The organism is Haemophilus sp. HMSC068C11, from assembly GCF_001815355.1.
Classification (GTDB): domain Bacteria; phylum Pseudomonadota; class Gammaproteobacteria; order Enterobacterales; family Pasteurellaceae; genus Haemophilus_D.
In genome coordinates, this window is the sequence record NZ_KV820360.1 from 291,961 (window position 1) to 316,149 (window position 24,189).

Here is a 24,189-nt window from a genome sequence, read left to right on the forward strand (position 1 = left end):
TAGGCAGGCTTTTCAGTCTGCCTTTTCTCTTTTTTTAAATATAACTATGTTCCAAGATAATCCATTACTCGCACAACTTAAGCAACAAATCCACGATAGCAAAGAACACGTTGAAGGCGTGGTAAAAAGTACTGATAAAGCTTATGGTTTTTTAGAGTGCGATAAAAAAAGCTACTTTATTGCCCCTCCTACAATGAAAAAAGTGATGCATGGTGACAAAATCAAAGCCACCATTGAAAAGCAAGGCGATAAAGAGCAAGCTGAACCTGAAGAATTAATTGAGCCAATGCTCACGCGCTTTATTGCCAAAGTGCGGTTCAATAAAGACAAGAAATTGCAAGTTTTGGTTGATCATCCAAGTATCAACCAACCCATTGGTGCGCAACAAGCTAAATCCGTCAAAGAAGAATTACAAGAAGGCGACTGGGTCGTCGCAAATTTGAAAACGCACCCATTACGTGATGATCGCTTTTTCTATGCTACTATCAATCAATTTATCTGCCGTGCTGACGATGAATTAGCCCCTTGGTGGGTCACGCTGGCACGTCATGAACAATCTCGTCATCCTGTGCAAGGTGCAGAAAGTTATGAGATGTTAGATCAACAAACACGTGAAGATCTGACCGCACTTCATTTTGTCACCATTGACTCTGAAAGCACTCAGGATATGGATGATGCCCTTTATATCGAACCTATCGAGCAAAATGGTACACAAAGCGGCTGGCGATTAGTCGTTGCCATTGCTGATCCAACAGCTTACATTGCATTAGATTCACAAATTGAAAAAGACGCTAAACAGCGTTGTTTCACCAATTATTTGCCTGGCTTCAACATTCCTATGTTGCCTCGTGAATTATCTGATGAATTATGTTCATTAATGGCAAATGAAACTCGTCCTGCATTAGTGTGTTACATTGAAACAGATCTTGCGGGTAATATCACGGCGAAACCACGTTTTGTGTCCGCTTATGTACAATCTAAAGCAAAATTAGCCTATAACAAGATTTCAGATTATTTAGAACAAGTACCGGATGCATGGCAACCGGAAACATCTGAAATTGCCCAGCAAATTGATTGGTTACATCAATTTACTCAAGCACGTATTCAATGGCGTAAAACCCATTCCTTGTTATTTAAAGAGAAACCAGACTACTCTTTTATTCTCGCTGAAAATGGCAAAGTGAAAGAAATTAAAGCGGAATATCGCCGTATTGCAAATCAAATCGTGGAAGAATCCATGATCATTGCCAACATTTGTGCCGCCCAATTCTTAGCGGAGCATGCTAAAACCGGTATTTTCAATACACACACTGGTTTTGATAAAAAATTCTTAGAAAATGCACATAATTTCTTAATGGCAAATTTAGCCAATGAAGAAAATCAAGCTGAACTTGCTGAACGTTATTCGGTAGAAAATTTGGCAACCTTAAAAGGTTATTGCCAAATGCGTCATGATATTGAACCGATTGAAGGTGACTATTTAGAATTCCGTTTACGTCGTTATTTAACCTTTGCGGAATTTAAATCAGAACTTGCTCCACATTTTGGGCTTGGATTAGAAGGTTATGCGACCTGGACATCGCCTATCCGTAAATATTCCGATATGGTGAACCATCGTTTAATTAAAGCCGTGCTCACACAGCAAGCTTGTGAAAAACCACAAGATGAAGTCCTTGCTCGCTTACAAGAAGCCCGTCGTCAAAATCGCTTGGTCGAACGTGATATCGCAGATTGGTTATATTGTCGCTATCTTGCTGACAAAGTCGCTGAAAATGCTGAATTTGATGCAGAGGTACAAGATGTGATGCGTGGTGGTTTACGTGTTCAATTATTAGAAAATGGTGCATCCATGTTCGTACCAGCTTCCACGTTGCATCCAAATAAAGATGAAATGCAAGTGAATGCTGATGAATTAGCGCTGTATATTCAAGGGGAGCGCCGTTACAAAATCGGTGATTTAGTGAAAGTAAAACTCACCGAAGTACGAGAAGAAACTCGCAGTATTGTCGGTCAATTAATCATTTAATAACCACTTCCTTTCTAATACTACAAATACCGCTCGTTACACAACGGGCGGTATTCTTTTATAGCACCAAAGTTGTGACAATATTTTTTACATTGATAGTATTATTTTGTGAATGGAATGAGGATGAGCAATATCGAGATGAAGTATTTATAATGATATCCCCGCCTTGAAGAGCGGGGATAAGATGAGGATTTAGGCAGAATTACATTTTAGGAATATCAACGCCAGATGAAAGCACGTCTTGAATATCCGATTTTAAGACATCTGCTTTTGGACCATAAATCGCTTGGATACCAGAGCCTTTCACAATAAAGCCCATTGCACCTGCTTGTTTCCAACTTGCTTCATCACCCACTAACTCTGGATTATGTACGGTGATACGTAAACGTGTCATACAAGCATCAACATCTGCAATGTTATTACGTCCACCAAGCAAGTTGATGATTTGGATAACTTGCGTACTAGCATTCGCCACTTTTGGCTCATTGCTAGGAGCTTCATCTGAAGAACCTTTTGCATCATAGTTACCATTACGGCCCGCTGTGGCAAGGTTAAATTTCTTAATCATAAAGTTCGCGATAAAGAACATAGCCACTGCAAAGAGGATCGATACCCAAATAAAGTTGATTACATCCATACCAATACCAGCTTTAATCGCCATCGGTGTACGCGTTAAGAACTCAATGTTACCGAATGAATGCACGCGTAAGTCCACAATATCTGCCATGGCGAAAGCACAACCTTGTACTAAAGCATAAACAATATAAAGCGGTAATGCGACAAACATAAACATATATTCAATTGGTTCAGTTACGCCTGTTAAGAACACCGCAAGTGCTGATGAAAGGAAAATACCTTTATAGAGTTTTTTCTTGTCTTCATCTACGTTGATATACATCGCAAGTGTCAAGCCCATTAGGATACCGGTTGAACCAATCATTTGCCCTACTTTGAAGCGAGCAGGTGTTACGGTTGAAAGAAGTTCATTATATTGCGTTAAATTACCTGCATCTTTAAGGTTAATTAAGTCAGTCACCCATGCGAGCCAAAGTGGATCTTGACCAAAGACCTGTTTACCTTGTTGCGCACCGGTTAAGAATTCATAAGTACCGCCTAATGAAGTGTAGTTCATTGGGATGGTCAACATATGGTGTAAACCAAATGGAAGTAAAAGACGCTCTAAAGTACCGTAAACAAATGGTGCTAAAATCGGTGCTGAACTTTGTGAGTTGGCAATCCATTGACCGAAATGGTTAATGCCGGTTTGAACTAAAGGCCAGAATAATGATAGGAAAATCGCCACTAATACAGAACGATAAATGACGACGAAAGGAACGAAACGTTTACCATTAAAGAAAGTGAGTACTTCAGGTAATTTACGGAAATTGTAGTAGCGATTGAAGGTTGTTGCACCCACAAAACCTGCGATAATACCGACAAATACCCCCATATTTAGCGCAGGTTGTCCAAGCACATTCACAAAGTAATTCGCCACAGGAATTTCTCCTGTAAATACAGTACTTACATGAGCATTTGGATCCGCTAACATTTCAATCTTCACGCCGAAAAAGTTACCGGTGATTAAGTTAATTAAAATGAAAGCAAGACCCGCTGCAAATGCTCCACCCGCACGCTCATTTGCCCAGCTACCACCAATCGCTAAAGCAAATAATAGATGAAGGTTACCGATAATCCCCCAACCAATTTGGGCGATAATATTTCCGACACGTGCTAGCCATTCAGCATCACTAATTAAAGGCAGCGAGTTACCAATACTCACCATTAAACCCGCGGCTGGCATCACGGCAATCACAACCATTAGGCACTTACCGAATTTTTGCCAAAATTCAAAACTGAGCATTTTTTTCATATTGATTCTCCTACAAGATGAGAGCTACTTCTACGCCAAAATGGTCGGAAACAATCGGTTTATTTTTTCCATTAAAAATAACCTGACTGGATAAAACCCTTTTTGCTTGGTTTAAAAAAATATAATCTAATCGCTTTTCTTGACTATGACCTTTCCAGCCGTCAATCGCTTTTTCCACAGTGATACCGCTATCCTTCTGCTCAGCCATTTCAAATGTATCAAATAAGCCTAAGGATTTAATTTGCTGGTAAGCTTGATGATCACTTATTGCATCAGTATTGAAATCGCCCATCAAGATTTTAAGATTCGCACTTTGACTCCGCTCTACAATATAACGAACATTATCGAGTTGGTTTTCCCCATCACAATTTGGCAAATTGATATGGCAAGAATAACATTCAATTAACTGACCGTGATATTCCACCGTCAAACCAATAATTTTACGCGAAAGAATTGAGTCAAGACGTTGGTGTTGGCTACAATAAAATGCATCAACATCATAAACAGGTAAACGCGTTAGAAACGCAATACCTTCATCATATTTATCATAACCAATATGCGAATTGCTCCAAAAAAGCGAATATTTTTGTGCAACGCGTTGATTGATTTTATTTAACAGAATGACACCATAGTTATCTTGCTTTAACGTTGGCGAAATAGCAGGAGCAGACATCAATTGATTAACCTCTTGTAAGGCAATGATGTCATAACCCTTTTCCACAATAGTCTCAGCAAGAATCTCTATTTTTTCCGCTTGGTTAGCTTCTAACCAAGCGTGTACATTCAGGGTAAGTAGTTTCATTGCTTCCCCTTAGCCCTCACTATGCCAAATGTCTGCATTATATTGAGCAATCGTGCGGTCTGATGAGAAGAACCCTGCTTTGGCGATATTGTGAACCACTTTCTCATTCCAACTATCTTGATCTTCATAATCGGCTAAGATTTGTTCTTTCGCATCAACATAAGCATTAAAGTCAATTAACGTCATAAACCAGTCTTTATTCAATAATTCGTTATAAAGACGTTCTAAACGTGTTTTATTGCCTAATTTCACCACGGCAGGATTTAGAATAAAATCGACCGCTCTTTTAATATCCTTGTCGTTTTCATAATACTCTTTTGAAACATAACCTGCTGTTTCATAAAGTTTAATAATGCTTTCTGAATCTTTACCGAATGTATAGATATTTTCAGCACCAGCTAATTCTGCAATTTCAACATTAGCCCCATCCATTGTGCCTAAGGTTAATGCACCATTGAGCATAAATTTCATATTCCCTGTACCGGAAGCTTCTTTAGAGGCAAGTGAAATTTGTTCTGAAATATCCGTTGCTGGAATGAGTTTTTCCGCCACACTCACATTATAGTTTTCAACTAAATGCACGTTTAAATACTTGTTCACTTCAGGATCATTATTGATTAACTCAGATAAACAAAGAATTAAGTGAATAATATCCTGTGCAATAATATAAGCAGGTGCCGCTTTTCCTCCAAAAATCACGGTAATTTTACGTTTTGGTAATTTACCTGCTTTAATTTCTAAGTATTTATGAATCACATAAAGTGCATTCATTTGTTGGCGTTTATATTCATGGAAACGCTTAATTTGCGTATCAATAATTGAGTTTTCATCTAACTCAATACCTTTATTTTCTTTAAGGTACGCTTTTAGCGCTAATTTGTTTTCAAACTTAATTTTCGCTAATTGTTGATGAACCTTTTTGTCATCTTTAAAGGCTAACAATTTCTCTAATTTCGTTGCATCATGCAAATACTCATCACCAATCAATTCTTTAATGTAAGCCGCTAATGCTTGGTTAGAAAACTCTAACCAACGACGGAAGGTAATGCCGTTTGTCTTATTATTGAATTTTTCAGGATACAAAGCATAGAACGCTTTAAGTTCTGAATTTTTCAAAATCTCCGTATGTAACGCGGCAACACCATTCACAGAATTTGAAAAGTGAATATCCATATGTGCCATATGCACACGTTTTTGTTTATCAATAATTTGTACGGCAGGATCTTTATATTCTGCACGCACTAATTTATCTAATTTTTTAATGATCACCACCAAATGCGGCACGACTTCATCTAGATAATCGAGTGGCCATTTTTCTAGCGCTTCAGCCAAAATCGTATGGTTGGTATAGCCCACCATATTACGTACGATTTCAACCGCTTCTGCAAATTTAATCTGATGTTTTTCCGTTAATAAGCGAATTAATTCAGGAATCACCATTGAAGGGTGAGTATCGTTGATCTGAACATACGCATAATCGGCTAAATCATGTAAATTACTGCCACGCGCAATTGCTTCATCAATTAATAATTGTGCAGCATTTGATACCATGAAATATTGTTGATAAATACGTAATAATTCCCCATTTTTATCTGAATCATCTGGGTAAAGGAATAAAGTCAGATTTTCTTCAATCGCAGTTTTATCAAACTCAATACCTTTTTTAATCAATTTAGGATTTACTGATTTAATATCAAATAAATTGAGATAGTTTTTCGTGTCTTTCTTATAACCTAGAATATCAATACGATCTAATTTAGAAGTTAACGTAAATTTCTTAAATGGCACCTCATAGCTAATATCCGTTGGAATTAACCAAGAATTATCTTTAATCCAATCATTAGGCTCGGCATGTTGTTCATTCTTTTTAAAGACTTGTTTGAATAAACCATAATGATAATTTAAACCTACCCCCTCAGCATTTAAGCCAAGCGTAGACATTGAATCAATAAAACAAGAAGCCAAACGACCTAACCCACCATTTCCTAAAGACGGTTCTGGCTCAATATCTTCAATATGGCTTAATGATTTACCCACACTTTCTAATTCCCCTTTAATATCTTGATACACACCAAGGTTAATGAGATTATTAGAAAGTAATTTACCGATTAAAAACTCTGCTGAGATATAGTAAACCTTACGTTTACCCGTGTTTTTAGGTTTATCTGCAGCAAGTGCTTTTACGTAATTTAATAATTGAATATAGGTTTCTTTATCACTTAATTGATCAAGCGATTTATTGGTTTCGTTTTTTACAAATGTACTAAATTTAATCATTGGATTTTCCTGATTAGCACGTTGATATAACGTGGTCATTTTGGCTAAAAAGTCTTTTTTATCTTTCGTTAAATCTGATTGCTGCATTCTCCATTGCCAGTTTCCACCAATTGTTGAAGGAACATTCATTCTTGAACTCGCAGGCAAATCTAAAACATCTTGCATTGTGGCAATCGCCGTATTGCTAACCGTTGCAAAGAGCTGACGAATCATCGCCTGACAAATCGACTCATCCTCACTACGATGCGTATAATCATTAATATATTGTTGCTGTTGTTCGGTAAGTCCGTTATACCAACCATTAGTCACATCGTTATCATGTGTACCGGTATAAACAATGGAATGTGGGATGCAATAATGCGGACTATCTAAGCTTTTTCCGCTGACATCTTCAAAACCAAATTGTAGGATCTTCATGCCTGGGTAATTACAATCTGCAAGCAATTTTCTGGCTTTATCATCAATATTACCTAAATCTTCGGCAATAATCGGTAAGTCACCCAATTGCTCTTTAACAGCTTTGAATAAATCATAGCCGGGACCTGGCTGCCAACTACCATATTTAGCAATATCTGCTTTTCCATCTACCTGCCAATAATCAGAGAAACCTTTGAAATGGTCGATACGAAGTACATCATAAATCTTGAAGCTTTCTTCAATACGATGAATCCACCACGCATAGCCTTGTTTTTTATGCTCTTCCCAATCGTAAAGCGGATTGCCCCAAAGTTGCCCAGTTGCACTGAACTGATCGGCAGGAACCCCCGCGACAAAAAGCGGATTACGTTCTTTATCTAATTGGAAGAGTTCAGGTTTTGTCCAAACTTCCACGCTATCTGCAGCCACGTAAATCGGCATATCACCGATGATCTGAATGCCTTTTTGATTTGCGTAATTTTTTAATTCAGTCCATTGTTTGAAGAAGAAATATTGCGTCACTTTAAAGTACTGAATTTGCTCCGCTAACATGGTGCGATATTTTTCCAATGCACTTGGATCTCGAGCCACAGCTTTTTTATCATCCCATTTTTGCAATGCTTGATTGCCAAAATGCCCTTTAATTGCCATAAACTCAGCAAAATCATCCAACCATAAACGATTGCTTTTCTCGAAGTGTTTGAAATCAGCTTGGAATGATTGATTCTCTAAAAAATTTTTCACGGCTATTTCTAAAATCGGACGGCGCGCATAGAAGACGCGCTCATAATCCACGCTAGTTGGATCATCACCAAAATTGACTGATGCATAATCAGCTTCTTTCAACAAGCCCATTTGGGTTAATAAATCAAAATCAATAAGATGAGTATTACCTGCAACCGCAGAGAAAGATTGATAAGGAGAATCACCATAACTGGTGGTAGTGAGTGGAAGAATTTGCCAATAAGTTTGTTTGGTTTCAACTAAAAAATCGACAAAATCATAAGCCGATTGCCCAAAGCTACCAATTCCGAATGCATTTGGTAGCGAGGTAATGTGCATAAGAACACCACTTGAACGAGTAAGCATAATATTTCCTCTAGGAAGTTATCATTTTGGCTCATTCTAACCTAACCGTATTTTTATGCAACAACTTATACGTAAAAGTTTAGAACATTTTCGTAAAAGAGTGACTAATATCACATTTTATACGTATAACATTTATGATTTTATGATATGCTATGACGACACCTATGGAACCAACGATAGATAAAAGGATTAAAAATGAGCAAGTATAAGCAGGTCTATAATGAGATAAAGACCCAAATTAACAATGGTAATTTAGCGCCATTGCAAGAGCTTCCGAGTGAAAATGAACTCATGCAAAGCTATGGTTTTTCTAAAGATACTATTCGAAAAGCGCTTTCTTTACTTGAAATCGATGGTTATATTCAAAAGCAACAAGGCAGAAATTCGATTGTTTTAAAACATGATTTATCTAAACCACAAATGCTTTCCGAAATTAAAACCGTCAGCGAATTAAATAGTGCCTCAACACATCAAGTAAAAACCACATTAACCAGCTTGTATATTGTGCAAGGTGAAGAAGAGCTGATGCATATTTTTAATGTCGACGATCAGATCGATTTCTACCGTATTGCTCGCCTCCGTGAAATTGATGGCGAAGCCGTTGAATATGAGGTTTCTTATTTTGATCGCCGCATCGTGCCTTTTATTAGCCGAGAAATCGCTGAACACTCTATTTATCACTATTTGGAAAACGAATTAAAATTAAAAATTAGTCACTCACAACGAAAAATTGTCTTTCGCTATGCAAACGAAGAAGAAAAAAAGGCAATTGATCTTGGTGAGTATGACATGGTTGTGAATGTGACGAGTACCACTTATTTGGCGGATGGTCGACCGTTTCAATATGGGAGTATTAGCTATCGACCAGATAAAATTGCATTTACATCAACAGCAAAACGACATGTCTAGTTTTTTTGTAAATGACACGTTGTGATTAAAAATTCATAAAAAAAGTGCGGTCATTTTTAACCGCACTTTTTGTTTAAACTACTTTAACCAAAATTGTCCTTTTAAGAGCTTTCCTAGCGTCATCAGTACTAAGCCACCAATCATCAAGTTAGCAAAGATAAACGCACCGTTTGCCAACCCGCTCAGTACGTTATGGTGCACAAAAGAAACCGCCCCATTTGCTAAAGAAGCTAATCCGAATGAAAAAGACCAAAAACCAATATTTAGCCCTTTTTCACTAATCCAAGGGAACAGGCGAATTAAAAATAACATTTGTAAAAAGCCATATCCCCATAAGAGCTTAACGAAAAGATCGATCTCTCCCCCATTAAGCGATAAGTAAGCTGACGAGCCCACAAATGCTGGAGCGAGAATGATCCCCATGGTTGGACGAAATTGTGGTTCAATCTGCAACACGCGTAAACGTTGGAATAATACCGGTTCATAAATAATCCAAGCGATCATCCCTGCACCTAAGAACAAATAGCCTAAATCTTGATAGCCTAACAAGGCTAATGATGAGGCACTTGTAAAGTTAGTCGCCACAGAGGGCAAATAAAAAGGTGGCAGTGTCGATTTTTCCTCAAATGTGCCATCTTTCCATAACGCACTAATTCGCACTGAAGCAAACAATAATTGCCCAATTGTCCCGATCCAAATTAATCCCTCACCGATGGTAGGAAACCAGCGATACAGAACATCCCCGCTTAACATCGTTGTAATCGGTATTAATGCAAGAAAAGAAAAACGTATCGGACAACAATATTCATCTCGTACTTCTTGAGAGAAATAAATCATTTTATAAATATAGAGCAAGACGAAAAGTGCCCATACTGAAACAGACGTTACGCCAATAATATCACTCACATTTCGAGAAAAAGAGAGCGTATCGCCCATATGCAACCAGGCTAAAGATAAAGCGCTTAAACCTAATGGAATCGCAAAATACCCTGTTGGTAATGGAAATGGTCGTTTATCAGTCATTATTATTCTCCTAAAAATTGATACCTTATAAGATTACCTCTAAATGCATGAATATTGATGTGGATTTATCTCAAAGACTAGAATAAAAATCTCATTTCTCTAGATGAAAGAAAGGGCTAATAAACATTAGCCCTAAATTGAATTTATATATTTTGGATTATTTGCAGATCACTTCTAATCCGCCCATGTAAGGACGTAATACTTCTGGCACCGTAATTGAGCCGTCTGCATTTTGGTAGTTCTCAAGCACGGCTACTAAAGTACGACCGACTGCTAAACCAGAACCATTTAATGTGTGTACTAAGCGAGTTTTCTTATCCCCTTTCGCTTTACAACGTGCTTGCATACGACGGGCTTGGAAATCCCACATATTTGAGCAAGAAGAAATCTCACGATAAGTATTTTGTGCAGGCACCCACACTTCTAAGTCGTAAGTTTTGCAAGAACCAAAGCCCATATCTCCGGTACAAAGTAAGACTTTACGATATGGTAGATTTAAAAGTTGTAATACTTTTTCTGCATGGCCGGTTAACTCTTCAAGCGCTTCCATAGATTTATCTGGATCGACGATTTGTACCATTTCGACTTTATCGAATTGGTGCATACGAATTAAACCACGGGTATCACGACCATATGATCCCGCTTCAGAGCGGAAACATGGTGTATGTGCGGTCATTTTGATTGGCAATTCTGCTTCATCAATAATCACATCACGTACAAGGTTGGTCACTGGCACTTCCGCTGTTGGAATTAATGCGTAAGGTTGCTCACCTTCTAACGCTAAAGTATGGAATAAATCTTCACCAAATTTTGGTAATTGGCCTGTACCATAAAGGGTCGCATGGTTAACTAAATAAGGCACATAGGTTTCTAAATAGCCATGTTGTTCGGTATGAAGATCTAACATGAATTGCGCTAACGCACGGTGCATTTTAGCAATTTGACCTTTCATTACCGCAAAGCGCGCACCTGCTAATTTAGCTCCAGCAGCAAAATCTAAGCCATTGGCATCTTCACCTAATGACACGTGATCTTTGATATCAAAATCAAAGGTACGCGGTGTACCCCAACGTAAAATTTCTTTATTTTCAGTATCATCTTTACCTAATGGCACTTCATCTGCTGGAAGGTTTGGAATGCTTAACGCGATTTGATTGATTTCGGCTAACACGGCATCTAGTTGGGACTTCGCTTCATTAAGCTGTTCGCCCATGTTATCTACTTCAGCCAATAATGGTGCAATGTCTTCACCACGTGCTTTTGCCGCACCAATAGCTTTGGAACGCGCGTTACGCTCTGCTTGTAATGTTTCAGTTTTTACTTGTAAATCTTTGCGTTGTTCTTCTAATGCGGTAAGTTTTTCCGTATCAAGAATAAAGTTACGTTTTACTTTTAATTTTTCTGCTACTTCAGCCAGATTATTACGGAGTAAATTTGGATCGATCATTGGAATTCCCTATTTTTCATTATGAAACAGATACCTTTATTCTAGCGTGCTTTGAGCAAATAAACCAGTTAAAACCCTGATTTTTCTTTAATTAACCACTTCAAAAAAGATTCAATTTTGTGACCGCACTTTGCCATAATTTAATTTTGTGATCTCTGTCAAATTCTGAGAATGAGGCACTAGAAACAGCAAAAAAAAGTTCTATAATGAAAATGAACGTTAACCAAGAGGAGTAACCTATGTTTCCTGAATTTCGCGATTTAATTACTAATCTCAAAAACAAAGATGCTTATTTTGATCGCTTGTTTGAAAAACACAATGTGTTAGATCAAGAGATCAAAAATAAGATTGATAACATAGAACTCGCTACTCATACGGAAATTGAGAACTTGAAAAAAGAAAAATTACGGATTAAAGACGAGCTCTATCAATACTTGAAAAAGAAAGCAGCTGAGTAATTGGTTTAATGTGAAGACAAAGTGCGGTGAAATTTACCGCACTTTTTTGTTTTAAGTGGTTTTGTTTTTTTGAGAGCCCAGATAAATCGCCACTAATGTCAGCACTGCCCCTGCCCATTGCCAATGATTGATTGGCTTATCTAATCCAAAATAATCAATTACGAGCGCCACCACCGGTTCAGAAAGAAGTAATAAACCCGTTAAGCCTAACGATAAATAAGGGATTGTATAAGCAATCATGCCCCATGCGACACATTGCATCACTGCACCATAAATGAAGACCAATCCCCAATCGGTGAAGGTGGTTGGATAAAGATTATCAGGATTAAAAATTATCGAAGGAATAATTAAGACAAGCGCACCACTTAAGCTCAGAATAAACATTAACGAAAATAAAGCGGTAGGTTCTTCTTCGTGCACTTTTTTAATCATAATCATTGAAGCAGCAAGCATGCCTGCCGAAATGAGCCCAATGATAATGCCGTACATACCGTCAAAATTATGTTGCAATTCTTCCCCTGAGATTAAGACTACACCCGCAACCGCTAAAAAAAGGCTTAACATTTGTAATTTCGTTTGGCGTTCACCAAAGAAAAAATAGCCAATTGCGGCCAAAAAGAAAATCTGCAAGCTATTCAGCAATGTTGAAATACCCAGCCCTACCGCATATACACTTTCATGCCAAAAAGATAAATCAAAAGCTAAAAAGATGCCGGCTAATGCAGCATACATCATCGCTTTACGGCTTTTCGGGAAACGCTGTCTTTTTAATTTCATTAAGAACCAGAAAATAAAAGAGGCAATAAGTAAACGCCAAAATGCAATGGCATAACCACCCACTGGCACAAACTTCACAATTAGGCTTCCTAAACCGAATAGCACGCAGCCCACGACTAACATCGGGGCGGCGTAAGATTTTATTTTATCCATTAAATAAACATTGCCCAGACAGCCAAACTCGCTGCCATAAAGAACAAAATGAGTAAGCTGTTATAACTAAGTTTCCATTTATTAACACTGTGCAAAAGCAATACCCCTGCTATTACTAAATGAAGAATAAAATAAATACCGTATGCGAAAACACCATCAAAACTGACCGCACTTACACCTTGATAAACAATAAAGATCAGTACTGCTAACGCATTCAGTGCAAGCAGTAAAATCATCAATAATGGCAGTAACGCAATGAAACCTTGCAGACGATTACGAGAAACAGACAAGCATAAATTCGCCAATAATACCCCCATCACCGCTTGCGCCAATGGATTATATTGCACGAAATTTGGTGTTGGATTGCCAAAGAAAATCATCAAATACGCAATCACACCCAATCCACTCACCAACGATGCCATTAAAAGAAAACCACGGCGAGCGACTTCATCCTTAGGTTGTTTCCATACTGCATATACAGCAGATAATCCACATAAACTGACAATATCAGTCATCACATAATGATGTGGTGAGGCTAAGCTCATTCCAAGCCAAACTAACCAATAAAGTGCAAAACAGACATTTGCTTTGATTAAACGTCCGCGTTGTCCTGGACAAATTTCGCCTTTAATAAAGGCTACCAAACAAAGTAACTGAGCAATCAGCACACCAAAGGCTAAATGAGGAATCAATTTTTCAGCAGATTGCAAAGACTCTGCAAAAAATTCAATAATTAATAGCAACCCAATTGGCAAGAGAGCAAGAAATGCGGCTAAGGGTTTGGATTGTTCTTCTGACATAAGATTCTCGATTAGAAAAAGAAGGCGTCATTATGCCAAAATTTACAGCTTTTTTTAATGGCTTTCGTGCATTTTGACTCATTCCCTTTTAAAATAAGCAGAATTATAACCGCACTTAGGAACCACAAAAAAATGCTATTAAGCGTACTTTATATTATTGGAATAACTGCCGAAGGAATTACCGGTGCATTAGCCGCTGGACGAGAAAAAATGGATATTTTTGGGGTAATTATTATTGCCTGCGTGACGGCGATTGGCGGCGGTTCGGTACGCGATGTTTTACTTGGGCACTACCCGCTTGGCTGGGTTAAACATCCTGAATATTTCATTATGGTGGCTGGTGCAGCTGTATTAACGGTTTTTATCGCGCCCTTCATCAAACATTTCATGCGCTACTTCCGCACGATTTTCTTGGTGTTAGATGCTTTAGGATTAATCGTATATTCCATTATCGGTGCGCAAATTGCCATTGATATGGGTTATGGCTTTACCGTGACATCCATTGCGGCAACGGTGACAGGTGCATTTGGTGGTGTGTTGCGTGATTTACTGTGTAACCGCATTCCCCTTGTGTTCCAAAAAGAACTTTACGCGAGCGTGTCATTCTTCTCTGCCGCTATGTATATGGCATTACAACACATTCAAGTAGAACACACGCTTTCAATTTTACTCACGTTATTCAGTGGTTTTGCATTACGTTTACTTGCTGTTCGATTTGGCTGGGGACTACCCGTTTTCGATTTCCAAGAGCAAGAAGAGGAAACAAATGATAAATTACCGAAGAAAACAAAATAACATCATGTCAAAATATGTGACACATTAGGAAGTCAGCTTGGATATTTGTCTGCTCTACCGTACTAGGACGATATATCTAAGATTTCCTTTTCTTTAATTTCTTCATTTCTTTTAATTTTTTAGCCTTTTCAATCTTTTTTAAAGATTCTTCATCATAAATTTTTTGATAGTAAGAAGCCCCTAAAAGAACAAAAATAAAAAATGGCCCCCATATTAATAAATTATAAAAGAAATGATTAAAGCTCGGTGTTATATCGTTTCTCAATACTAAGGTAAAGTAAATAAAACTAACAGAAAAAATAGAGGCTATTACTATCCTAACAAATTTATTTAGTCTCATTTTTAATCACCTTATTTAAAATCTAGCTTTACTGCAAGTAATTGGTTACCCCACTGGAGACTATTTTCAAAATAGGCCGAGCTTACAAAACACCAATACAAAATCTATCAAATGATAAATCATCACACCTAATTCACAAAATCCTTAATTTTAATCATTTCACCTTACGCATTTTTACGATAAGCTACACCATATTTTGTTGCAATAACAAGGGATTCAATATGTTAGAACAAATGGGCAAACAGGCCAAAGATGCAGCCTTTATTTTAGCGCAGTTAAACACCACTGAAAAAAATCATGCGCTCAGCATTATTGCAGATCAATTAGAACAACAAGCGGAGCGTATTCTTGCCGCAAACCAAAAAGATATTGAAATTGCGAAACAAAATGGCTTATCTGAAGCCTTAATTGACCGCCTCTTATTAACCGAAGATCGCCTAAAAGGCATTGCGAATGATGTGCGGCATGTGATTTCTCTCACGGATCCTATAGGTAAAATCATTGATGGAGGTACCTTAGATAGCGGATTAAAAATTGAACGCGTTCGTACACCGCTTGGCGTAATTGGTACCATTTACGAAGCACGTCCCAATGTCACCATTGATGTAGCAAGCCTTTGCTTAAAAACCGGTAATGCCGTGATTTTACGTGGAGGAAAGGAAACACAACATTCCAACCAAATTTTAGTAGAAGTGGTACAAAATGCCCTTGAACAAGCGGGATTACCTCGCCATGCAGTCCAAGCTATTACGGATCCGAATCGTGAACTTGTGATGCAATTGCTTAAATTGGATCGCTATGTGGATATGATTATTCCTCGCGGGGGCGCCGGTTTGCATGAGCTTTGTAAACAACATTCTACCATTCCAGTGATTGTCGGTGGTGTGGGTGTTTGTCATCTTTTTGTGGAAGAAAGTGCTGACCAAGAAAAAGCCCTAGCGGTGATTGCTAATGCAAAATGCCAACGTCCAAGCACATGTAATACGCTGGAAACGCTTTTAGTTCAACGCTCGATTGCAGAAACCTTCCTACCAAAACTCGCGAAATATTTAGCCGAGAAAAAAGTAAAATTCCATGCAAAATCGACCGCACTTTCTATTCTTCAAGCTGCAAATGTCGATGTGCAAGAAGCGACTGAACAAGCATTACGCCAAGAATGGGGCTCACTCGATCTCAATGTCGTGGTGGTTGAAGATATGGATGCGGCAATTGCTCACATTCGTGAATATGGCACACAACATTCAGAAAGTATCTTGACGGAAAACCAACGATTAGCCACACAATTTATCAATCAAGTAGATGCAGCAGCCGTGTATGTTAATGCAAGTACTCGATTTACCGATGGCGGACAATTTGGTTTAGGTGCAGAAGTGGCGGTAAGTACTCAAAAACTTCATGCTCGTGGCCCAATGGGATTAGAAGCCTTAACCAGCTATAAATGGGTTTGTGTTGGCGATTACACTTCCCGCAAATAATCTGTTCCATCCATAAAAAAAACCGCACCTTGAAAGCATCAAAGTGCGGTTATTTTTTATCTCGTTTTTAGTGTTTACCAAATAATTTCATTGCGGGTAATACAATCGCACAAGCAATCGCTCCCACAATCACACCCACGACTAACGTCGCTACATTACCTAATAAGCCATCAGCTAATTGATAATCAGCGAGCAAATGATGAATGAAATCCACATTATGTACAAAAATACCGCCACCGACTAAGAACATCGCAAGCGTACCAATAAAGCTAAGTGAACGCATGAATTTAGGCATAATCACTAAAATTGCATTTCCGATTGACTTCGCTACGCCCCCTTTTTTGATAAGGTATAAGCCGAAATCATCCGCTCTAACAATCAATGCGACCAAGCCATAAACAAAAATAGTAATTCCGATACCCACTATCGAAAGAGAAATGATGCGAGTCAGCAAGCTCGCTTCGGTTAATTCGCCCAATGCAATGATAATAATTTCAGCGGAAAGAATAAAATCTGTACGAATTGCCCCTTTAATTTTAGCGGCTTCATTAAAGGTTGTTTTTTCTTCGTGCTCTTCATGAGCAATAAATTTATGTAGAATTTTCTCTACACCTTCAAAACATAAATATGCCCCACCTATCATCAAAAGTGGCACGATCAACCAAGGTAAAAACGCAGAAAGCAGTAAAGCAATTGGAATTAAAATGACTTTATTGACTAGCGATCCTTTGGTGACTGCCCAAACAATGGGTAATTCACGATCGGAAGATGCACCCGTTACTTGATTAGCATTTAAGGCTAAGTCATCGCCTACTACGCCAACGGTTTTCTTGGCTGCCATTTTGGTCATCAAGGCGACATCATCAAGAATCGATGCAATGTCATCAATAAGGGTAAAAAGAGAGCTAAACGCCATATTCTTTCCTTTATAAAGTTAAAATTTAGAGAAATGAGTTTTAGACTGGTCGAATGCTTTCGACATCCAACTTCGCATCAAACTCTTTTTGTAATAAAAGTAGTTTTTTATCTTGCTGTAAATCCGTACGTGCCTGTTCACGCAACTCCTGATAAACTTTTTTACGGTAATCCATCGGGGTTAAAACATCGGAATCTTCAACAAAAATCGACAATTTGACTGGTTTTTCATATAAACGTTCAAGATGATCCACTAAATTTTTAATATTTCGATCTTGTTTTAAATGGGCTTTTTCAGAATGAAGCCCGAGTTGAATTTCATCTTCTGTTTGCGACTTAATAAAGCAATTTAATGCCAACTCTTTTGAGAAACCAGTCACGCCAGAGCGTTCAACGATATCCGTCCAAGGATCTTGTTTTTGCGTAATTTGAATAATTTTCTCACGCAATTCTGGTGTCACATCTTTTAAAATTGCCTGTTTAATATCAGAAGGTCGCACACCGCTATCCACTTTAGCTAAATCCGGATTGCTCCACTCCCAACGATAGGTTTCCGCATCCAGAATTTCTTGCTCTTCCGCATCCATTTCAGCATTGTCATCAATGGTATTTTCAACCGTCTCAACACTTTGCTTTAACGCTTCTGCTTGTTGAGTAATTGGGTTTGGCACCGCTGCCTTCGTTTGCGTCGCTTTCGGTGGTGTCATCTCTCGCACTGGAAGTGCGGTCATTTTTGGTGAATTTTTTTGCTCATCTAACGCTTGGAGATGATGTAAGGTTTCTTCCACTGCGGCTTGTTGTTCATCATGATGATGTTGGCGCTCTGATTGCTCAATTTGCGTTAATTGATTCAATGCCTCTAGCGCAGCAAGGCTAGCTAAATTCAATGAAGATGTGGTTTGCGTGGCAACAGGTTGAGAAGGTGAAGAATGCACAACCGCCGATTGAGCCATCGGCTTTTGCGCTTGTGCAGAATAATTTGCTTTGATGTTTTGCGACAGCACCGGCATATCTACATACCCAGAAACAGGCTGATTTTCAACCGCACTTTTCTGTGTATTTTGTTCAGGGGATAGCCCGTCTTGTTTAGGCGTTTGTGCTGCCGTAAGGAACTTTGGGTGGAATGCCAATGCCCTCAATAATGTCATTTCTGCACCAATTCGACGATTAGGCGCAGAAGCCAATTCTTTTCGACCCGATACAATTACTTGATAGAAGAATTGTACGTCTTCCGGTGAAATATGTTTAGCCAGAAAACCTAAGTGATCGTTTTCATCTGTGGCACTTTTAGCGAGTAACTGCATTAATGCAATTTGATGTAATTTCTCAGCTGTTTCTGCCAGTAACTCATCCCAATCGCCTGCTTTTTCTGCCACCGTTTGGATGGTTTTCATTAAACGCTCACCGTTACCTTGATGTAAGGCGTAAATGATTTCAATCGGTTGGTCTTCATCTAACAGCCCAAGCATACTATTCACCACATCGGTGGAAACTTTACCGTTGCCCATGGCAATGGCTTGATCCGTTAAACTTAAGCTATCACGAATACTACCCTGTGCTGCTTTGGCTAATTTATCTAGTGCTGGCGCATCAAAAGGGATATTTTCGGCAGTAAGCACGCGATTAAGATGTGCTGAAATTTGCGGTTCATCTAATGCTTTGAGATGAAATTGCATACAACGGGATAAAATCGTAACTGGCAATTTTTGTGGATCCGTTGTAGCCAATAAGAATTTCACATATTCAGGTGGTTCTTCCAAGGTTTTTAACAATGCATTGAAAGAATGGCGGGAAAGCATATGCACTTCATCGATGAGATAGACTTTATAACGCCCCACTACCGGCTTATATTGCACGTTGTCTAATAGCTCACGGGTATCTTCTACTTTAGTACGAGAAGCCGCATCGATTTCAATTAAATCAATAAAGTTGCCCGCTTCGATCGCTTTGCAGTTTTCACATTCACCGCAAGGATCGGCAGTAATACCGTTTACGCAGTTCAAGCCCTTCGCAAATAAACGAGCAATAGAGGTTTTACCCACGCCACGGGTGCCGGAAAATAAATAAGCATGATGTAAACGGTTTTCTTTTAAACCGTTTTCCAAAGCAGTGAGCACATGGCTTTGCCCCACTACTTCAGAAAAGTTTTTTGGTCGCCATTTTCTGGCTAAAACTTGGTAGCTCATCGCATCCCTTTAAAAATTAATGGCCTTCAAAATTCACTAAGGTGTAGCAATCAATGCCTAAATCACGTAAGCGTTTTTCGCCCCCTAATTCTGGCAAATTAATCACAAAGGCAGCATGTTTCACTTCACCACCTAAACGTTGAACTAATTTCACGGTAGCTTCAACTGTTCCACCCGTTGCTAACAAATCATCAATGATTAACACGTTATCACCTTGTGAAATCGCATCTGTATGCAATTCAAGGGTGTCTTGACCGTATTCTAATTGATAAGACTGTGCAATCACTTCACGCGGTAATTTGCCCGGTTTACGAACGGGGATAAATGGCAAGCCTAATGCTAATGCAACTGGCGCACCAAAAATAAATCCACGAGACTCGGTACCGATGACTTTTGTGAGACCTTGATTTTTATACTTTTCAACGATCAAATCGATTGTGGCTTTGAAAGCTGCAGGCACTTCAAGCAAGCTCGTGATATCACGGAAAATGATGCCTTCTTTTGGATGATTTGGGATAGATTTGATAGAAGATTTAATTAATTCAAGTTGTTTGTTCATAAATAATTGCTCAAAAAAGAGTAAGAAAAAATCCTGTTTTTAGGCTCGCATTCTAGCATATAAAAATACAAAAGTGCGGTGAATTTTGACCGCACTTTTGTAAATAAAATGAATTAATCTGGGTAAATATCTTCCCCGTCTTTTCGGGTACGAAGAAGCTGTAAAATCCAGACATATTGTTCGGGGGTTGGTGTAACGAAATATTCAATTTCTTCGTTCATCGCACGGGCTGATTGCTCAGGATCTTCGCTTAATTGCATCGGTGGGCGAATTTCCATTTCATACTTGCCATTCTTAGCGTTATAACGTGGGAACATTGGGATAACCACCGCTTTCGCTAATTTCGCCATTTTGTTTAACCCAGGAAGTGTCGCTTTATAAGTGGCAAAGAAATCCACAAAGACACTTTGCTCAGCACCAAAATCTTCATCAGGAAGATAATACCCCATTTGACCTTGTTTGATGTGTGCTAAAAATGGCTTAATCCCATTTTGGCGCGCATGCATTTTCCCGCCAAAACGCTGACGCGCTAAAGTCCACAACCAGTCCACCAACGGATTTCGGTGCGGGTTATACATTGACGTCATCGGCATGCCGTGTGTATGCAAAATAATGCCAGAGGCATCAATCGCCCAACCATGTGGCACCATCAAAATGATGTTATGCCCTTCTTCTTTGGCTTGTTTGATATACTCAAGACCAATAAATTCGCTACGTTTTTGTAAATGTTTTTTAGAACGAATGGCAATTTCGCCAATACCAAGCATTACTTGTGCAACAGTCACAAACATCTCTTCAATCACTTTGTTACGTTGCTCATCCGTCCAATCTGGAAAACAAAGTTTCAAATTAATCTCAGCACGAATACGTGGTTTACCGATTTTTTTTGTCAGCGTACGCGCCAGTTTCTCAGCCATTTTATCGCGTAAACGAAATGGCACAAAAGCGAGTAACAAAAGCACAAAAATACCGAGCCAAATACCCCAATTTTGGGGGTGCAAATATGACCATGAAAAATGTGGTTCATAGCCCGTTCGTGCCGTAATACGTAATTTTTTTTGAGAATCTGTCATAATCAATCGTTAAAAATAAAACCAACCTTGATCATACGCCATTTTTATCGTCATGATAAATGACATAATCACCACCATCGGTCTGATCAGTTGTTTGCCTTTTGCCATCACCATTTTAGCACCTAAATTTGCACCTATCAGGCTTCCTGCCATCATTACTAAACCGACAGTCCAAATCACATGACCACCAATAAAGAAGAAAATTAATGAAGCAAAATTAGAGGTTAAATTCATCACTTTCGCATGAGCAGTCGCTTTGGTGAGGTTAAATCCAAGTAACGTCACACAAGCTAGATTCATTAATGAACCTGTTCCCGGCCCAAAAAAGCCGTCATAAAAACCCAGTAATGAACCAAAACATAATGCAAAAACAGCGTAAGAAATTCGTTGTTTACGATCACTTTCACCCAATTTAGGCGTAAATAAAAAGTATAAGCCGATCGCTAAAATGAGAAATGGAAGCCCTTTTTTAATTAATGATGCATCTAAATTTTGTATGAGTAACGTACCAATCACCGAGCCGATAAAAATCACCAGTAAGATGAAAGAAAACTCGGGTAAATTGACCGCTCTTTTACGCAGAAAGTAAATACTTGCCGACAACGCCCCACCAAACGCTTGTAATTTATTTGTACCTAACGCCATCGCAGGTGGCATGCCTGTCATTAATAAGGCAGGGATTGTAATTAAGCCTCCGCCACCCGCTATCGCATCAATAAATGCGGCAATAAAGGCAGCTGCAAAAAGCATGGCTAATATATCAATCCCCAACTCCATGATTTAACTCCTACTCTAACCATTCGCTACTATTTGGCGAACTCAACACTTGTTGGCACAAGAACGGTTCTGGCGGTGTCACTTTTGGTTTAGAAGAGCCTGAACCTGGTTTTGCTGGTTCAAACCAAGAATAAAGTTCATCACCACATCCATCACCTGCGGGTACCGGTGCTTGATCTTCACAATAAGCGGCATCTTTCGGACAAGCAATACGCACATGGAAATGCGAATCATGTCCAAACCATGGGCGAATTTTATGTAACCAGGTACGATCATCTCCTGCAGTTTGACAAAGTTTTAATTTAATTGCAGGGTTCACAAAAATACGGGTGACTTTTGGATCTTGCGCAGCCAATTTAATTAGCGTTGCATGATTGTTATTCCACACATTTTCATCAACACGTTGTGTTTGACGATTCACCACGAGCAAACCTTTTCCATCAGAATTTAGCGCTTCGCTGTCTGTCATGGTGCCCATACGCAACCAAATATCCGCATCTAATCCCATTTGATGGCTTGCATGCCCTGTTAAAAAGCGACCGCCACCAGGCATAGCAATATCCCCAACTAACATCGTTGGTAAGCCTGCTGACTTCGCTTTTTGCCCAAGACGCTGTAAGTAGGCAATCATATCCGGATGACCATAATAGCGATTTTTATTCATACGAATGACTTGGTACCCCTCACCTTTATAAGGCAAAGGTTCAGCCCCAATAATACAACCATTTGAATAGCTACCAATTGGATTCGCTTTACCGTCTGTTGCTGGAATCGGACGTTTAATTCGTTGCCAGTCTTGTGGCGAGGCCGTTGTTTGTAGCGAGAAAAAAACACTCCCTAAAACAACCGCACTTGAAAGTAATTTTGCTAAAGATCTACTCATAAAATTTCCTAAAACGAATCTTCTTATCTTTAATGAAAGAAAAATAAGCTTAATTTAAAAGAGTTATTTGCATTGCGCTTTAAAACGTAATAAATGATCGAGTAACACAATTGCGACCATGGCTTCTGCAATAGGGACTGCACGGATTCCCACACAAGGATCATGACGGCCTTTTGTTACGACTTCAACAGGATCACCCTCTAAATTAATAGAACGTCCTGGAATCGTAATACTGGATGTTGGTTTTAGTGCAATGGTCGCAATAATTGGCTGACCTGAGCTAATACCTCCTAAGATACCGCCAGCATGGTTGCTTTCAAAACCATTTGGTGTCATTTCATCACGATGTTCACTTCCACGCTGTTCAACCACGGCAAAACCATCTCCAATTTCTACACCTTTAACGGCATTAATTCCCATTAACGCATGGGCTAAATCCGCATCAAGTCTATCAAAAACGGGCTCACCTAAACCAACAGGGACATTCTCTGCAATCACGGTTAGTTTGGCACCAATCGAATCCCCTTCTTTTTTCAATTCACGGATTAATTCATCAAATTTTTCGACCGCACTTTCATCTGGACAGAAAAATGGATTGCTGTTGACTTTATCCCAATCAATTTTGCCGACAGTTTGTGGCGCAATCTTCACTTCACCGATTTGGCTTAAAAAACCACGCACTTCAATGCCAAACTGCTCACGTAAATATTTCTTCGCAATCGCTCCCGCAGCAACACGCATGGCGGTTTCACGTGCAGAAGAGCGTCCACCACCGCGATAATCACGAATACCGTATTTTTGTTGATAGGTAAAATCCGCATGCCCAGGACGGAAACGATCTTTGATATCGCCATAATCTTGTGAACGTTGATCACCATTTTTAATGATCATTCCAATGCTGGTACCGGTTGTTTTACCTTCAAATACTCCAGATAAAATCTGTACTTCATCGTTTTCACGACGCGGTGTGGTATAGCGTGATGTACCCGGTTTACGACGATCTAAATCAGGTTGAATATCGGCTTCCGATAATTCAAGATTCGGCGGTACGCCATCTACGATACAGCCTAATGCAATACCATGTGACTCCCCAAAGGTCGTCACACGAAAAAGTTGTCCGATAGTATTCCCTGCCATA

At 39.0% G+C, this 24,189-nt stretch carries 20 protein-coding genes; 5 read left to right on the forward strand and 15 right to left on the reverse strand.

All coding sequences use genetic code 11. From position 1 onward, the window contains the following. Positions 1–46 precede the first annotated feature (46 nt). Positions 47–2,026: an exoribonuclease II gene (rnb, locus tag HMPREF3020_RS03195; protein WP_070775524.1), complete on the forward strand. Its 1,980-nt coding sequence runs from the start codon at positions 47–49 to the stop codon at positions 2,024–2,026. Positions 2,027–2,228: 202 nt separating this feature from the next. On the opposite strand, the gene HMPREF3020_RS03200 is transcribed toward rnb, so the two are convergent. Genes HMPREF3020_RS03200 through malQ form a run of 3 tightly spaced genes read right to left on the reverse strand, consistent with a single transcriptional unit; the run spans position 2,229 to position 8,481 of the window. Next, positions 2,229–3,896, reverse strand: coding sequence for a PTS transporter subunit IIBC (locus tag HMPREF3020_RS03200; RefSeq protein ID WP_070775525.1), 1,668 nt, complete (start codon positions 3,894–3,896; stop codon positions 2,229–2,231). Between the two features lie 10 nt (positions 3,897–3,906). After that, the gene (locus HMPREF3020_RS03205; protein WP_005698783.1) at positions 3,907–4,698 is read right to left on the reverse strand and encodes an endonuclease/exonuclease/phosphatase family protein; all 792 of its coding nucleotides are present in this window, start codon (positions 4,696–4,698) and stop codon (positions 3,907–3,909) included. Positions 4,699–4,707: 9 nt separating this feature from the next. Beyond that, positions 4,708–8,481, reverse strand: a complete 3,774-nt coding sequence (gene malQ / locus HMPREF3020_RS09340) for a 4-alpha-glucanotransferase (protein ID WP_083315422.1) — start codon at positions 8,479–8,481, stop codon at positions 4,708–4,710. Between the two features lie 195 nt (positions 8,482–8,676). Here malQ and HMPREF3020_RS03215 point away from each other — a divergent pair, with 195 nt between their 5' ends. Then, a complete protein-coding gene (locus HMPREF3020_RS03215) occupies positions 8,677–9,390 on the forward strand; it encodes a GntR family transcriptional regulator (RefSeq protein WP_070775526.1) in 714 nt (237 codons plus the stop codon). A 78-nt stretch (positions 9,391–9,468) separates the two neighbouring features. Here the strand turns inward: HMPREF3020_RS03215 and tehA are convergent, their stop codons facing one another. Continuing rightward, positions 9,469–10,413, reverse strand: a complete 945-nt coding sequence (gene tehA / locus HMPREF3020_RS03220) for a dicarboxylate transporter/tellurite-resistance protein TehA (RefSeq protein WP_070775527.1) — start codon at positions 10,411–10,413, stop codon at positions 9,469–9,471. 157 nt (positions 10,414–10,570) lie between these two features. Beyond that, positions 10,571–11,860, reverse strand: coding sequence for a serine--tRNA ligase (serS, locus tag HMPREF3020_RS03225; RefSeq protein ID WP_070775528.1), 1,290 nt, complete (start codon positions 11,858–11,860; stop codon positions 10,571–10,573). 239 nt (positions 11,861–12,099) lie between these two features. Here serS and HMPREF3020_RS03230 point away from each other — a divergent pair, with 239 nt between their 5' ends. Further along, positions 12,100–12,318 carry an HP1242/YdcH family protein gene (locus HMPREF3020_RS03230; protein ID WP_005695756.1) on the forward strand — a complete coding sequence of 73 codons (219 nt, stop codon included), beginning with the start codon at positions 12,100–12,102 and terminating at the stop codon, positions 12,316–12,318. 51 nt (positions 12,319–12,369) lie between these two features. Here the strand turns inward: HMPREF3020_RS03230 and HMPREF3020_RS03235 are convergent, their stop codons facing one another. Continuing rightward, positions 12,370–13,248, reverse strand: coding sequence for a DMT family transporter (locus HMPREF3020_RS03235; protein ID WP_070775529.1), 879 nt, complete (start codon positions 13,246–13,248; stop codon positions 12,370–12,372). Then, complete coding sequence (locus HMPREF3020_RS03240) at positions 13,248–14,048, reverse strand: hypothetical protein (protein ID WP_070775530.1); 801 nt, start codon at positions 14,046–14,048, stop codon at positions 13,248–13,250. Before HMPREF3020_RS03240 ends, HMPREF3020_RS03235 begins: the two co-directional genes overlap by 1 nt. 132 nt (positions 14,049–14,180) lie before the next feature. Here HMPREF3020_RS03240 and HMPREF3020_RS03245 point away from each other — a divergent pair, with 132 nt between their 5' ends. Next, positions 14,181–14,843, forward strand: coding sequence for a trimeric intracellular cation channel family protein (locus tag HMPREF3020_RS03245; protein ID WP_065243137.1), 663 nt, complete (start codon positions 14,181–14,183; stop codon positions 14,841–14,843). 76 nt (positions 14,844–14,919) lie between these two features. Here HMPREF3020_RS03245 and HMPREF3020_RS03250 read toward each other — a convergent pair whose 3' ends face one another. After that, positions 14,920–15,183: a hypothetical protein gene (locus tag HMPREF3020_RS03250; protein WP_049374566.1), complete on the reverse strand. Its 264-nt coding sequence runs from the start codon at positions 15,181–15,183 to the stop codon at positions 14,920–14,922. A 221-nt stretch (positions 15,184–15,404) separates the two neighbouring features. Between HMPREF3020_RS03250 and proA the strand changes: the two genes are divergently transcribed. Then, positions 15,405–16,658, forward strand: coding sequence for a glutamate-5-semialdehyde dehydrogenase (proA, locus tag HMPREF3020_RS03255; protein WP_070775531.1), 1,254 nt, complete (start codon positions 15,405–15,407; stop codon positions 16,656–16,658). A 67-nt stretch (positions 16,659–16,725) separates the two neighbouring features. Here the strand turns inward: proA and HMPREF3020_RS03260 are convergent, their stop codons facing one another. The 7 genes from HMPREF3020_RS03260 to aroC all read right to left on the reverse strand — a co-directional run bounded on the left by HMPREF3020_RS03260 (position 16,726) and on the right by aroC (position 24,188). Next, on the reverse strand, positions 16,726–17,574 hold the full coding sequence (locus HMPREF3020_RS03260) for a DUF808 domain-containing protein (RefSeq protein ID WP_070775532.1): 849 nt from the start codon (positions 17,572–17,574) through the stop codon (positions 16,726–16,728). 40 nt (positions 17,575–17,614) lie between these two features. Then, positions 17,615–19,759, reverse strand: coding sequence for a DNA polymerase III subunit gamma/tau (gene dnaX, locus HMPREF3020_RS03265; protein WP_070775533.1), 2,145 nt, complete (start codon positions 19,757–19,759; stop codon positions 17,615–17,617). Positions 19,760–19,775: 16 nt separating this feature from the next. Next, positions 19,776–20,318: an adenine phosphoribosyltransferase gene (gene apt / locus HMPREF3020_RS03270; protein WP_070775534.1), complete on the reverse strand. Its 543-nt coding sequence runs from the start codon at positions 20,316–20,318 to the stop codon at positions 19,776–19,778. Positions 20,319–20,431: 113 nt separating this feature from the next. Then, on the reverse strand, positions 20,432–21,391 hold the full coding sequence (gene lpxM, locus HMPREF3020_RS03275) for a lauroyl-Kdo(2)-lipid IV(A) myristoyltransferase (RefSeq protein WP_070775535.1): 960 nt from the start codon (positions 21,389–21,391) through the stop codon (positions 20,432–20,434). Positions 21,392–21,400: 9 nt separating this feature from the next. Beyond that, complete coding sequence (locus HMPREF3020_RS03280) at positions 21,401–22,168, reverse strand: TSUP family transporter (protein WP_070775536.1); 768 nt, start codon at positions 22,166–22,168, stop codon at positions 21,401–21,403. Positions 22,169–22,178: 10 nt separating this feature from the next. Next, positions 22,179–23,051 carry a penicillin-insensitive murein endopeptidase gene (gene mepA / locus HMPREF3020_RS03285; protein WP_070775537.1) on the reverse strand — a complete coding sequence of 291 codons (873 nt, stop codon included), beginning with the start codon at positions 23,049–23,051 and terminating at the stop codon, positions 22,179–22,181. Positions 23,052–23,114: 63 nt separating this feature from the next. Continuing rightward, a complete protein-coding gene (gene aroC, locus HMPREF3020_RS03290) occupies positions 23,115–24,188 on the reverse strand; it encodes a chorismate synthase (protein ID WP_070775538.1) in 1,074 nt (357 codons plus the stop codon). Between the last annotated feature and the right edge of the window lies 1 nt (position 24,189).